The 12975-nt window shown below is 72.5% G+C and carries 10 protein-coding genes and 2 tRNA genes; 5 read left to right on the top strand and 7 right to left on the bottom strand.

The annotated features are described in order from the left end of the window. Positions 1-28: 28 nt before the first annotated feature. Positions 29-1237 carry an MFS transporter gene (locus AVL59_RS46705; protein WP_067316531.1) on the bottom strand — a complete coding sequence of 403 codons (1209 nt, stop codon included), beginning with the start codon at positions 1235-1237 and terminating at the stop codon, positions 29-31. 126 nt (positions 1238-1363) lie between these two features. Between AVL59_RS46705 and AVL59_RS46700 the strand changes: the two genes are divergently transcribed. Continuing rightward, positions 1364-1948 (top strand): TetR/AcrR family transcriptional regulator, encoded by a 585-nt coding sequence (locus tag AVL59_RS46700; protein WP_067316529.1) that lies wholly within the window; start codon positions 1364-1366, stop codon positions 1946-1948. A 21-nt stretch (positions 1949-1969) separates the two neighbouring features. Here AVL59_RS46700 and AVL59_RS46695 read toward each other — a convergent pair whose 3' ends face one another. Both AVL59_RS46695 and AVL59_RS46690 read right to left on the bottom strand, forming a co-directional pair. Beyond that, positions 1970-6448: a response regulator gene (locus AVL59_RS46695; protein WP_079147319.1), complete on the bottom strand. Its 4479-nt coding sequence runs from the start codon at positions 6446-6448 to the stop codon at positions 1970-1972. Positions 6449-6743: 295 nt separating this feature from the next. After that, positions 6744-7295 (bottom strand): SSI family serine proteinase inhibitor, encoded by a 552-nt coding sequence (locus AVL59_RS46690; protein WP_079147318.1) that lies wholly within the window; start codon positions 7293-7295, stop codon positions 6744-6746. A gap of 183 nt (positions 7296-7478) precedes the next feature. Here AVL59_RS46690 and AVL59_RS46685 point away from each other — a divergent pair. The 3 genes from AVL59_RS46685 (at position 7479) to AVL59_RS46675 (ending at position 9283) form a co-directional block, all read left to right on the top strand. After that, a tRNA-Ser gene (locus AVL59_RS46685) sits at positions 7479-7569 on the top strand. Positions 7570-7787: 218 nt separating this feature from the next. Next, a tRNA-Arg gene (locus AVL59_RS46680) sits at positions 7788-7860 on the top strand. A 406-nt stretch (positions 7861-8266) separates the two neighbouring features. Further along, positions 8267-9283 carry a DNA-directed RNA polymerase subunit alpha gene (locus tag AVL59_RS46675; protein ID WP_067316525.1) on the top strand — a complete coding sequence of 339 codons (1017 nt, stop codon included), beginning with the start codon at positions 8267-8269 and terminating at the stop codon, positions 9281-9283. Between the two features lie 90 nt (positions 9284-9373). Here AVL59_RS46675 and AVL59_RS46670 read toward each other — a convergent pair whose 3' ends face one another. Together AVL59_RS46670 and AVL59_RS46665 are read right to left on the bottom strand one after the other, a co-directional pair. Beyond that, entirely contained in the window at positions 9374-9760 is a 387-nt protein-coding gene (locus tag AVL59_RS46670) for a VOC family protein (RefSeq protein ID WP_067316523.1), read from the bottom strand. Between the two features lie 301 nt (positions 9761-10061). Then, on the bottom strand, positions 10062-10430 hold the full coding sequence (locus tag AVL59_RS46665; RefSeq protein ID WP_067316521.1) for a hypothetical protein: 369 nt from the start codon (positions 10428-10430) through the stop codon (positions 10062-10064). Between the two features lie 305 nt (positions 10431-10735). On the opposite strand from AVL59_RS46665, the gene AVL59_RS46660 reads away from it, so the two are divergent. Continuing rightward, entirely contained in the window at positions 10736-11665 is a 930-nt protein-coding gene (locus tag AVL59_RS46660) for an NmrA family NAD(P)-binding protein (protein ID WP_067316519.1), read from the top strand. A gap of 24 nt (positions 11666-11689) precedes the next feature. Here AVL59_RS46660 and AVL59_RS46655 read toward each other — a convergent pair whose 3' ends face one another. Both AVL59_RS46655 and AVL59_RS46650 read right to left on the bottom strand, forming a co-directional pair. Next, the gene (locus AVL59_RS46655) at positions 11690-12409 is read right to left on the bottom strand and encodes a hypothetical protein (protein ID WP_067316517.1); all 720 of its coding nucleotides are present in this window, start codon (positions 12407-12409) and stop codon (positions 11690-11692) included. Positions 12410-12420: 11 nt separating this feature from the next. Beyond that, a complete protein-coding gene (locus tag AVL59_RS46650) occupies positions 12421-12864 on the bottom strand; it encodes a VOC family protein (RefSeq protein ID WP_067316515.1) in 444 nt (147 codons plus the stop codon). Positions 12865-12975: the final 111 nt, after the last annotated feature.

Genomic DNA, 12975 nt, shown 5'->3' with positions numbered 1-12975 from the left:
CCGCCGAGCGGCGGGTGACCACGGCGGTCTAGCGCCGTGCCGCCGTGGTCACCCACCCCAGCGCCAGCCACACTCCCGCCACCGCGGTGACCCCGCTCCAGCCCCAGTGGCCGAAGGCCAGGCCCGCCAGGGTCGAGGCGAGGGCGCCGCCGGTGAAGCCGGCCACGACATAGGCGGTGTTGGCGGTGGCCGGGGCCGAGGTGGTGGTCAGGGCCAGCGTCTGGTTGGCGACGTGGGCGGCGACCAGGGCGGCGTGGAGGGCGATGGCTGCCGCGAACAGCGCGGCCAGCACCTGCCCGCCGAGCCAGAACAGCAGCACGGAAACGGCGGCGAGCAGATACGCGGACCGTACGACCTTCGTCGCGCCGAAGCGGTCCACCAGGCCGCCCGCGAGCGGGGCCACCGCGCTGGCCGTGAGGCCGAAGAGCCCGAACAGACCGGCGGTCGCGGTGGACAGACCGTACGCCGGGCCGGTCAGCAGCAGGGCCAGCGAGGTCCACAGGGCGCTCCAGGCGCCGAACAGCCCGGCCTGCCTGACGCACGCGCGCCACAGGTCCGGTGAACGGCGGACGAGTCCGGGCAGCTCGGCAAGGCCCGCGAACAGCGGGCCGGTACGGCGCCGGTGCTCCTTGGGCAGGGCACGGGCGGTGGCCAGGCCGAGGACGAGGGTCAGCAGTCCGGATCCGGCGAACACCCACCGCCAGCCGAAGGCCTGGCCCGCGAGGGAGCCGACGACCCGGGCCGCGACGATGCCCATGAACAGTCCGGCGATGACGGTCGCCACATGGCGGGCGCGATGGTGGGCGGGGGCCCGCTCGGCCACCAGCGGGACGAGCAGCTGCGGGATCACGGTCGCCGCGGCGGCCACGAACACGGCGGCCGCGAGGGCGGCGGTGCCGGGCGCGGCCGCGCCGAGCGCCAGGGCGGCCGCCGTGGCCAGGGAGAGCAGGGCGACCAGCGGGCGCCGGTCGACGCGGTCGCCGAGCGGGGCGAAGAAGAGCAGACCGGCCGCGTAGCCGAACTGGGCGACCGAGGCGATCCAGGTCACGGCCGAGGGCGTGGTGCCGAAGTCGTGGGCGATCAGGGGGAGCAGCGGGGCCGCGAGGTAGATGTTGGCGGCCGTGACGGCGCTGCAGACGGCTATGAGCAGGAGGAAGGGCCACCCGGAGGCGGCGGCCCGTTCCCGGGTGGCGACCCGGACGTCCGGTGTCTGGCGGGTGGTGGTCGCTGACGGCATGAGCGGGAGCACTCCTTGGGGCCGACTCTCACAACTAACTGGTTGGTTGGATGCGAGAACAGACTGCATCTCCGTCGAATTCCCTGTCAACCAAATAGTTGGTTACTTGCGCGGTACCCTGACCGCATGGCAGCAGTCAGGGACCCCGAGGCCACCAAGGCCCGTATCTTCGAGGCGGCGCTCGCCGAGTTCGCCCGGCACGGCATCGCGGGCGCCCGCATCGACCGCATCGCGAGCGAGGCCAAGGCCAACAAGCAGCTGATCTACGCCTACTACGGCAACAAGGCGGAGTTGTTCGCACGGGTCCTGGAGAAGTCGATGCTCGACATCGCCGTCGCCGTCCCCGTCGACCCCGATGACATCGAGGGCTGGGTGGACCGCGTGATCGACTACCACACCAGTCATCCCGAGGTCCTCCGCCTGCTCTTCTGGGAGGGTCTGGAGTACGGCCCGAGCGCCGAACTGCCCGACGAGCGTGAGCGCCGGGAGCACTACCGCAGGAAGATCGACGCGCTGCGGGAGGGCCAGGAACGGGGCGTGATCACCGACGCGATCCCGGCCCGCGATCTGTTCTTCCTCCTCGTCGCCCTGGCCAACTGGGCCGCCGTCGTCCCCCAGATGCGCCGCATCGTGGTGGGCACCGAGGACGCCGACCGGGACCGCCTGCGCGCCTCGATCAGGGAGGCGGTCCGGCGGCTGGTCGCACGCTGACCCCTCGCCCGAAGGGGCGGGCTAGTTGGTCCCGATCCGCGCGAGCAGGTCCACGATCCTGCTCTGCACCTCGTTGCTGGTGGACCGCTCCGCGAGGAACAGCACCGTCTCGCCCGAGGCCAGGCGCGGCAGATCGGCCTGGTCGACGGCGGCGGTGTAGACGACGAGCGGGGTGCGGTTGAGCTGACCGTTCGCGCGCAGCCAGTCGATGATCCCGGTGGACCCGTTCTGCCGCCGGTGCATCTGCATCAGGTCCATCACCACGAGGTTCGGCCTGAGCTGCCCCGCCAGCGTCACCGCGTCGTCGTCGCTCGCGGCCCGCGCCACCTGCATCCCGCGCCGCTCCAGCGTCGCGGTCAGCGCCAGCGCGATCTCCGCGTGCTCCTCGATCAGCAGCACCCGCGGCGGATGCTGCTCGCTGTCGCGGGGCGCCAGCGCCTTCAGGAGCACGGCGGGGTCGGCGCCGTACGCCGCCTCCCGCGTCGCCTGCCCGAGCCCCGCCGTGACAAGGACCGGCACCTCCGCGGCCACGGCGGCCTGACGCAGCGACTGCAGCGCGGTACGGGTGATCGGCCCGGTCAGCGGGTCCACGAACAGCGCGGCGGGGAAGGCCGCGATCTGCGCGTCGACCTCTTCGCGGGAGTGCACGATCACGGGCCGGTAGCCACGGTCGCTCAGCGCCTGCTGGGTCGTCACGTCCGGCGCGGGCCACACCAGCAGCCGGCGCGGATTGTCCAGCGGCTCCGGGGGCAGCTCGTCGTCCAGCGGCTGCGGGCGCGGGGTGTCCGCGACCTCGACGGCCCCGCCGGGACCGTCCAGCGGTTCGGGTCCCTCGGCCGCGTTCGCGTCCGGGGCGCCTATGGCGTACGACCGTCCGGCACCCTCGGTGGCCGGGGCGAGCCGGGACTGCCCCGCCAGGGAGGGCTGTGCGGGCGGCTGTTCGGCCGGCGGATGCGTTCGGGCCGCCTGCTCCTGCTGCGGCTCCGGGCGGGTGGCCGGGTCGGGCGGCGTGCCCAGCTTGCGCCGGCGGCCGGAACCGCCCGGCGCGTGCGGGGGCGGGGTCGCCGTCGGCTGCTGCACCTGCGCGGCCTGCCGCGCGAACGGCACGCCCTGCCCGAGCGTCCGCACGCTTATGGCCCGCCCCTGGGTGGAGTTCGGGTCGGCCGCGGTCCCCGCGGCCTCGGCGGGCAGGGGCTGGGCCGCCCGCGACGGCCGGGCACCGGGGTGCTCCGCGGGGAGCGGGGCAGCGGGGGCGGGCTGCGGTGTCTGCGGCGCCGGGGCTGTCTGCGGCGCACCGACGCCGGCACCGGAGGTGTCGTCGACGCCGGGCCACTGCTGCGGGACCGTGGTCACGGGAGCCCCGGCCGCCGGGACCGGGACGGCCTGCGCCGCCGGTACCTGGCCGGTCGCCGACTCGACCGGAAGCGGCTGGGCGGGCTGGGCCACCGCCGGGCTACCGGTCGCGGGCGTGGCCTGCGCCACCGCGCCGGGCACCGGCTGACCGGGAGCCGCCTGTGCCGGAACCTGCCGGCCGGGCGGCACCGCCGTGCCCCGGCCGTCCGTGCCCTGCGCGGGCACGGCGGCGTCGGCCGGAGCCGCGACGCCGGGCTGAACCGGGACATCGGGCTGGGCGACGACGCCTGCCGCGGGGGCGATGCCGGACTGGCCTGCCGGACCCGCCGGCAGGGCCACCTGACCCGGCCCCTGAGCCTGCGCGGCCACCGGTGCCGGAGCGGTCGGGACGCCCTGTCCGGCCGTCCCCTGCGCCGGAACGCCGGAACCCGGGGCCGGCTGACCCGCGGCGGCCTGCGGAACCTGCCCGGGCTGACCGGGGTGTCCGGGAACGGCCGGTACCGCGGTCGCCTGCGCCGCGACGGCCTGCACTCCCGCGCCCTCCGTGCCGTGTGCCGTCTCCGCCGGCTGGGCCACGGCCCGTCGACGGCGACCGGTCGGTGCGCTCGTGGGGTGCGGCTGGGGCGGGGTGTGGTCCTCGGCCTGGTCCAGCGGTGCGGCGTCATGCCGGCCGTCGTCGCCGGGAACCCCCGCGACGGGCGCCTGCGCCTGACCGGGGACCTGCGCACCCGGAGCCGTGGCCTTCGCAGGAGTGTCACCCGGAGCCGTACCGGCAGCGGGACCCGTGCCCGTGCCCGTCGCCGCGTCCGCGGAGTCGGGTGAGCGGTCGGCCTCGGCCGGGGGCAGGGCGAAGACCGTGCGGGCCCCCGCCTCCTGCTGGGCGGCACGCTCCGCCGCGGCGGCCAGCGCGCGCCGGCGGCGTCCGGTCGGCTGCGCGCCCTCCGCCACGGCGGGCTGCGCCGACTCGGTACCGGCAGGGGGCAGCGCGGGCGGCAGGGCGGCCTGCGGCTCGCCGGAGCCGTGCCGGGCGCGGCGTCCCGCGGGCACGGGGACGCCCTGCGGCGGCACGGTGCCGCCGAGTCCGCTGCCCGCGGCGGCGGTTCCCGCGGCATGCTCGGCCGCGGTCACCACGGCACCCTCGGCCACGCCCGCATCGTCACCGGCGTCGCTCTCGGCGGGCCGTCCGCGGCGCCGCCCGGTCCCGCTGGACGCGCCGGACGTGCCCTCCGCGCTCTCGCCCGCCACCGGCGTGGGCGTGGCCGCCTCGATGTCGGCCGCACGCCTGCGGCGCCGGCCCGTCGGCGCGGGCGCCTCCGCACCGCCGTCACCGGACTCACCGCTCTCCCCGGGAACGTCGCTCTCCAGGAAGGCGTCCGTGGAGGCCCGCCTGGCCCGCCGCCGCCCGCCGCCGGAGGTCAGCTCGGCGGATCCGGTGCCCTCGGCGGAGGCGTCCCCGGCCTCCGGCACCCGGTCGGCGACCGCTCCGGCGCCGCCGCCGAGCGGCACTTCGAGCACATACGCGCTGCCGCTCATGCCCGGCACCTCGTGCGTCTGCAGCACACCGCCGTGCGCCCGCACGATCCCGCGCACGATCGGCTCGTGGACCGGGTCTCCCCCGGCGTAGGGCCCGCGCACCTCGATCCGTGCGACCTCGCCGCGCTGCGCGGCCGCGACCACGACGGTGTTGTCCAGGTAACCGCCCGCGGAGACGGGCGCGTTGCCGGTGGCGTCCACGCCCGCCACGTCCGCCACGAGATGCGCGAGCGCGGTGGCGAGCCGCTGCGGGTCGACCTCGGCCTCGATGGGCGGCGCGTGCACGGCGAACTGCACGCGGCCGGGGCCGATCAGCTCGACGGCCCCGTCCACACCGGCGGCGACGACGGCGTCGAGCATCACCTTCGTCCGGGTGATGTCCTCGCCGCCGGCGTCGAGGCTCTGATAGCCGAGGACGTTGTCGATGAGCGTCGTGATCCGGGCATAGCCGGCCGACAGATGGTGCAGGACCTGGTTGGCCTCGGGCCACAGCTGACCGGCGTCGTCCGCGGCCAGGGCGGCCAGCTCGCGCCGCAGCTCGTCCAGCGGACCGCGCAGCGACCGCCCGAGCAGCGTGAGCAGCTGCTCGTGCCGCCCGGCGAGGGCCTCGTACCGGTCCTTCTCCCGCTCGGCGAGCGCGGCGTACCGCTCCTCGCCGGCCGCCACCTCCTCCTGCTGCTGCTCGCGCAGCTCCTCGAGTTCGGTCACATGCCGCTGACGCAGCGCGGTGAGGTCGGAGGCATGCTCCTCGGAGAGCCGTTCCTGTTCCTCGGCGTGCGCTTTCTCCAGCGCGGCCTTCTCCTCGGCGAGGGCGTCGTAGGGCCGCCGGTCGGTGAAGGTCATGACGGCGCCGACGAGCTGATCACCGTCGCGCACGGGCGCGGTGGTCAGATCGACCGCCACCTTGTCCTTGCCCTTGGACCACAGCACCTGCCCGCGCACCCGGTGCTTGCGCCCGGAGCGCAGGGTGTCGGCGAGCGGCGACTCCTCGTACGGGAAGGGGGAACCGTCGGGGCGGGAGTGCAGCACGAGGGCGTGCAGCTCCTTGCCGCCCAGCTCACCGGCCCGGTATCCCAGTATCTGGGCGGCGGCCGGGTTGACGAGCACGATGTGCCCGTCGGTGTCGGTGCCTACGACACCTTCCGAGGCCGCCCGCAGGATCATCTCGGTCTGCCGCTGCGAGCGTGCCAGCTCCGCCTCGGTGTCGACGGTCCCGGACAGATCCCGGACGACGAGCATCAGCAGCTCGTCACCGGTGTATCCGTAACCGTCGTACGCCTGCTGCCCGTTCTCCAGGTTCGCGCTCGTGACCTCGACCGGGAACTCGGTCCCGTCCGTCCGCCGCGCGATCATGCGCGTCGGCTTGGTCCTGCTCTGCGGATCCATGTGATCGGGGCGCCGCATGGACCCGGGGATGAGCTTGGAGTCGAACTGCGGCAGCAGATCGAGCAGCCCGCGCCCCACGAGAGCCGTCCCCGGCGCTTCGAAGGCCTCCAGGGCGATGGTGTTGGCGTTGACGACGGTTCCGTTGGCGTTGACCAGGACCAACGCGTCCGGCAGCGCGTCGAGTATGGCTGCGAGGCGAGCAGCGCCTCGGGATGGCCTGCTGCTCACGAGACGCCTTCCTCCCTGTTACCGCACCTTGCCGACCGCTCGGGCCATCCTGCCAACCGGCCCGCGACGTGTCACGCGAGGGAGTCTAAGGGCTCGGGTTGCGCTCGCGACGCCGGATGAGAGGGACGTCGCACGAGGAAGTGACGGTGAACATGTGACCGCATACGTCCACGCCGCCGTCGGCGCCGTTCCGGCTCCGCGAGACCTTCGCCGGACCTTCGCGGGACCTGTACGAGGCCGCTGACCGAGCCGGAGACGTCTACGGCACCCGCGGCACCCGCGGCATCCGTGACGCCTACACGGGCGAACCGACCCTCGGCAGGGCGGGCACCAGCCGGTCCCACCGTCCGATCTCGCATCCGTTGCTGCGGTCGTACGAGGCGTCGACCGGCCGCCCGGCCCAGGTGCCGGTGACATGGGCGGTGGCCGGACCGCCGTAGAGCATGGTGCAGGTGCTGCCCGGGGCCACCGGGGCGAAGGTGTCCCGCCCCCACCGTGTGTTCGCGTCGAGCGCACGGCAGGCACCCGCCGCATCCGGGTGGCGCCCGGCCTCGGGGTGACAGGAGAGCTCGTACGTCCCGTCCAGCCCGGAGCCGGCGTGCCGCACGACGACGGTGAGGCGATCACCTGCGCGGTCCTCGGGCTGTACGGGTGGGGGTACGGCCGCCGTGGCGGGCGTAGCGGCCGCGGCGGAAGTGGCGGGCACGGCCGCTGCGGACACGGCGGCCAGGGTGACCAGGGCCGAGACCGAGACGGCGGCGAGGGACGACGCGAGGATGCGGCGCGGGACGGAGGCGGGGGACGGCACCAGGGCGCGGCGCGGGACGGCCGGCGTGAAAGAGACCATGGCCTGCCCAACGCCCACGGCCCCCGGACGTTGCGCCGGACCCGCCGTCCGCCGCCTCGCCGGGCGAAGCCCTTTGCCCTGCGGCCCTCGTGCCTAGTACCGTGGGAGCCGATTGGTGACAGCACGCTCGACTGTGTCATCATCTGCACGCACCGTTCGCGCGCTCGCGTGAGTGGTTGTGCTGGAGGCGTCGCCTAGTCCGGTCTATGGCGCCGCACTGCTAATGCGGTTTGGGCCTTAAAGCCCATCGAGGGTTCAAATCCCTCCGCCTCCGCACTCGATCCCGAAGCCCCGGTCCCCAGGACCGGGGCTTCGGCGTTGTCCCGGCCTCGCGCCCCGCCCGCGCCATCCGCCACTCCATGGACGTTTCCGCAGGTCACAAGGGGTATGCGAATCGGATTTCACATGACGGCGGCAGTCATGTAATGTTCTTCCTGTCGCCGCGAGCGGGCCGGAAGGGCCGGGAGCGGAGGACACAAAACAAAATAACAAGCACTCGTAGCTTAACGGATAGAGCATCTGACTACGGATCAGAAGGTTGCAGGTTCGAATCCTGCCGAGTGCACACAGGCAAGAGGCCCCGGAGAAATCCGGGGCCTCTTGCGTTTCCTTGCCGGGCGATCTCGGACGAGTCCACGGAGCTGTGGCCGGTTCAACCGAAGGGAGATCGGCCAACTGCCGGTGCATCACAAACACCGCCATCAGTCCGGAGAAGGGCCGAGTGCCCGCACGACACGCTGCCCGATCCCAGGAGCCCGCGGCCAGGGGGCCGAACCACCGCACGCGTGGGAGCCCGGCAAAGTCCCACGGCGAAGTGCCGGGGAGCCGACACGACCGGGGCTTGGAAGGGGCTGGGCTCGCCGACCTGCCGGCAGACACACGTACTCTTGCAGTACCCGCACTTTTCACGGCTGCGGATTCCGTCGGGCGTCAAATGGCGGGCGTCCACGAATGAAGGATCTGATCCACACATGCTGATCGCTCAGCGTCCCTCGTTGACCGAAGAGGTCGTCGACGAGTTCCGCTCCCGGTTCGTGATCGAGCCGCTGGAGCCGGGCTTCGGCTACACCCTCGGCAACTCCCTGCGTCGTACCCTCCTGTCCTCGATCCCGGGTGCCGCCGTCACCGGCATCCGCATCGACGGCGTGCTGCACGAGTTCACCACCGTGCCGGGCGTCAAGGAGGACGTCACCGACCTGATCCTCAACATCAAGCAGCTGGTCGTCTCCTCGGAGCACGACGAGCCGGTCGTGATGTACCTGCGCAAGCAGGGTCCGGGTCTGGTCACCGCCGCCGACATCGCGCCCCCGGCCGGTGTCGAGGTGCACAACCCCGACCTGGTCCTGGCCACGCTGAACGGCAAGGGCAAGCTGGAGATGGAGCTGACCGTCGAGCGCGGTCGCGGTTACGTCTCCGCCGTGCAGAACAAGCAGGTGGGCCAGGAGATCGGCCGTATCCCGGTCGACTCCATCTACTCGCCGGTTCTCAAGGTCACGTACAAGGTCGAGGCCACCCGTGTCGAGCAGCGCACCGACTTCGACAAGCTGATCGTCGACGTCGAGACCAAGCAGGCGATGCGTCCGCGCGATGTCATGGCGTCGGCCGGTAAGACCCTGGTCGAGCTGTTCGGTCTCGCCCGCGAGCTGAACATCGACGCCGAGGGCATCGACATGGGCCCGTCCCCCACGGACGCCGCCCTGGCCGCCGACCTCGTGCTGCCGATCGAGGAGCTGGAGCTCACGGTCCGTTCCTACAACTGTCTCAAGCGTGAGGGCGTCCACTCCGTGGGTGAGCTGGTCGCGCGCTCCGAGGCCGACCTCCTGGACATCCGCAACTTCGGTGCGAAGTCGATCGACGAGGTCAAGGCGAAGCTGGCCGGCATGGGCCTGGCCCTCAAGGACAGCCCGCCCGGATTCGACCCGACCGCCGCCGCCTTCGACGCGGACGACAACGGGAACACGGGTTTCATGGAGACCGAGCAGTACTGAACACTGCGCAAGGTGGTCGGCGGACCTTGTGCCGATCACGTCCCCCGCGCGTGACCGCAGGCCCCGGAGAAATCCGGGGCCTCCGGCTTTTCAGTCCTCTCCGCTTCCGTACGGCCTGGTCAGGATCTCCAGGTTGTGTCCGTTCGGGTCCTCGAAGTACGTCCCGCGGCCGCCGTCGTTGTGGTTGATCTCGCCGGGGTGGTGGTGATACGGGTCCGCCCAGTAGGTCAGGCCCGCCTCGCGGACCCGGGCGAAGATCGCGTCGAAGTCGTCCTCGGAGACGAGGAACGCATAGTGCTGCGGGGCGATCGAATCGGCCGTGTCCATGTAGTCCAGTGTCACGCCGTTCGGTATCTGCACCGGGACGAACGGACCGTACTCCGGTGCCACCTCCAGACCCAGCAGATCCGCGAGAAACCGTGCGGACGCCGTCTTGTCGTGCGCGGCGACGATGGTGTGGTTGAGTTCGACTGCCATCGGTCGGCCTCCTTCCCCTTGGGTGCCGGAACCGCTCTCCACGCTAGCGACCGCCCGGCCCGGCGCCATCCGTCCATGGTCCCGTCCTGCTCCGACCCGCGACCTAGACCGAGGACCAGGGGGGCGAGGGGCCGAGGGGACGAGGGCCCTTCGAGGAGTCCTGTGGGTCCAACGCCCGGTACTCCCCGCGCTGTTGGTGCGGCTCGGTCCTGCCCGGTGCGCACGGAACAGGGGCCCCGGAGGAATCCGGGGCCCCTGGACCTTCAGGGCTGTACGGCAACGGAGCCGTCAGGCGGATGTGTCAGTTGGGTACGCAGCCGAACCAGTTCACCGTGTCCTTGTCGGAGGTGTAGCCCAGGCATCTGATGGTTCGGTTGTGCAGGGTCTTGGTCCGGTCGACCGCTCCGTTCAGATACTCCGTCTTGTGGTGGGGCTGTACGAGGGTGTCGACCTCGACGATGTACCAGCGGTGGTCGCTGTCCGGCACGCTGCAGCCGTGGGCGGTCACGTTGCGGCTGGGGTCGTCGATCCATATGGGCTGTTCGGCACGGTCGCAGTGTGCGCGCTCGCCACGGGCGTCGGCTGTGCCGGCGCCCGTGCCGAGCAGGGCCGTGGCCCCCATGGCCACCGCCGCGGTGGCGCCGAGCAGGCGCCCCAGGGTGAGGTTCATCGATGTGGTTCTCCTGCCAGCTGTGGTGACGGCCGGGAGCCGCCATGTCACCTTGGGGTGATAGTCACATTTGTCCGAGATGTTCTGCTCGCCGGGCGACGGGGTAGTCCCCCGACCCGGTGACGACGGTGATGCCAATGCAGCAGGCCGCGCGGGCACGGCCCGAACTGTCGGCCACACCCGAGGGGTTGTCGCTCGCTTCCGGGCGACGTCCCGGGGACCGTCCGGCCGCCGGCTGTTCGCCATGACGGTGCGATCAGGTCACTCCGGTTGCACCCCTGCCGCCGGGGCCGCAGGCTTCCGCTATGGACACCACCCCGGATGCCGGCGTGCGGCCCATCCTGGTGACCGGTGCCGCGGGCAGGATCGGCGCCGTCGGGCGATCGGTCGTGGAGGGCCTGAGCAGACGGGGCCTGCCCGTGCGGGCCATGGTGCGGCGGGACGACGAGCGCGCCCGGGCGCTGCGGGCGACGGGTGCCGAGGTGGTCGTCGGCGACCTCACGCGCGCGAGCGAGGTCGCCGACGCCCTGGCCGGCTGCGGACGCATGTATTTCGGCATGGCCGTGTCGGCGCAGTATCTGGAGGCCGCCGTGACGACAGCGGTGGTCGCCCGCGCGTACGGCCGTCTCGACGTGGTCGTGAACATGTCGCAGCTGACGGTCTCCGAGATGGACGTGACCAGCACCTCGGAGTCGGACCAGCAGCGCCAGCAGTGGCTGGCCGAGCAGGTCCTCGACTGGTCGGGGCTGCCCGTGGTCCAGGTCAGACCCACCGTGTTCATGGAGAACCCGCTCTTCCAGGCCGGCTTCTCCTCCATCGCCACCGACAGCACCATCAGGCTGCCCTTCGGCGAGGCGAGAACCTCCCCGGTGGCGGCGCATGACGTCGCCGCGGTCGTGGAGGAGATCCTGGCCGACCCCACGCCGCACATCGGCCGTGTCTACGAGCTGACCGGGCCCCGGTCGCAGGGCGTCGCCGCCATGGCCGCGGAGGTGTCCGGGGCTCTGGGCCGGCCGGTCAGCTACACCGATGTCCCGCTTCAGGAGTGGCTCGACGACGATCTCGGCCTGCTCGGCCTGCCGGACCATGTGTTCCAGCACATCTCGACCATGGCTCGCCTCCACGCGCAGAACCGGTACGACCGCGAGTCGGACGGCGTGGCGCAGGTCATCGGGCGGCCCCCCGTCGGAGTCGCCGATTTCGTCCGGGCGAAGCCCGAGCTGTTCACCCGCTGAACCGGCTCTCGCGCCCGAAGGCTCTCAGTCGAAGCGGATGTCGCTGAGGTCGATCGAGACCATGACCTGGCCCAGGAGAGGGCGACCGTCGGTGTCGCGGCGGTAGGCCCGGCGTCTGGTGGGCAGCACGATGCCGTCCGCTTCCACAGGGTCGTGGACGTACTGCGCGGCGGCGAATCCGCCCGCCACGTCGACGTGGTAGTCGTGGCGCCGCAGGAGCCGGTCGGGGCCGAAGTAGAAGTCCTGGTGGGTGCTGTGGCCGGCGATCCCGGCCGGGAAGGCGGCACGCAGTCCCGGCCAGACCTCGTCTCCTTCCCGCCACGGCTCGATGCCGGTGACCGTGAAGCCGGGCATGGCCAGCAGGAAGGGTGTGGTGAGGTAGGTCCACAGCGCGTAGCCGTTGAAGTAGGCGCGGTCCAGCGGGTCCCAGGGCGTCTCCAGGGTGTGCCCGGAGAACGAGGCCCGCGGGTCCCGGCGTTCGGCGACCACGCGCCCGTCGAGCTTTTCGACACTCACTCGTCCGGGCGTGAAGTCGGTCTTCTGGTCGGGAGCGCCGAAGGGCTGTACCGAGGCGTGCTCCTCGTGCAGCCGGGCGGTCATCCGACGGGGGGCGGGGTCCTCGGGCAGCCCCTTGATGACGAACAGATCACCACCGCTGACGATGGTGGCCTGTACCCGGGTCAGTTCCTGCCAGCGCCCGATGCCGCCATGGGCTTCGAGGGCCTCGGCGAGCAGTTCCTCCATGCCGGCCCTCTTCAGCGGCCCGGCAGCCGCGCCGTGATCTCCTGCAGTACCCAGCCGTTGCCGTCCGGGTCGCTGAAGGAGGCGAACGAGGCGTAGCTGCGGCGTTCCGGGTCCGGGCCGGACACCCGCCCCTCGGTCCCGGCTCGGTGGAAGACCCCGCCCGCGTCGTGGAAGGCCTCGCTCACCCGCACACCGCGGCCGGCCAGCTCGGACCGGGCCGCCTCGATGTCGGAGACGACGAGGTGCAGCCCCTCCGCGGAACCCGGGGCCGCCGAGGTGAGCCCGGTGCCGAAGATGACGGCGCCGGGCGAGCCGGGCGGGGTCACCTGTACGACGCGGAAGTCGTCACCCTTGGCGACGTCGGCGTCCAGCCGCCATCCCAGTCCCTCGTAGAAGGCCTTGGCCCGGTCGACGTCGGCGACCGGGATCACCACGACCTCGAGTCTCATGTCCATGGTCGCTGTTCCGTTTCCTCGCTGTCGGACGCCCCTGCCCATCGTGCGGGGCGCGATAAGCGGTGGCCACCCGAGACGCGGGTGCCTAGCCTGCCGTCATGACCGACAGTC

Source organism: Streptomyces griseochromogenes, from assembly GCF_001542625.1.
GTDB lineage: Bacteria > Actinomycetota > Actinomycetes > Streptomycetales > Streptomycetaceae > Streptomyces > Streptomyces griseochromogenes.
The sequence above is the reverse complement of the archived record's forward strand: the minus strand, read 5'-3'. Positions and strand labels throughout refer to the sequence as shown.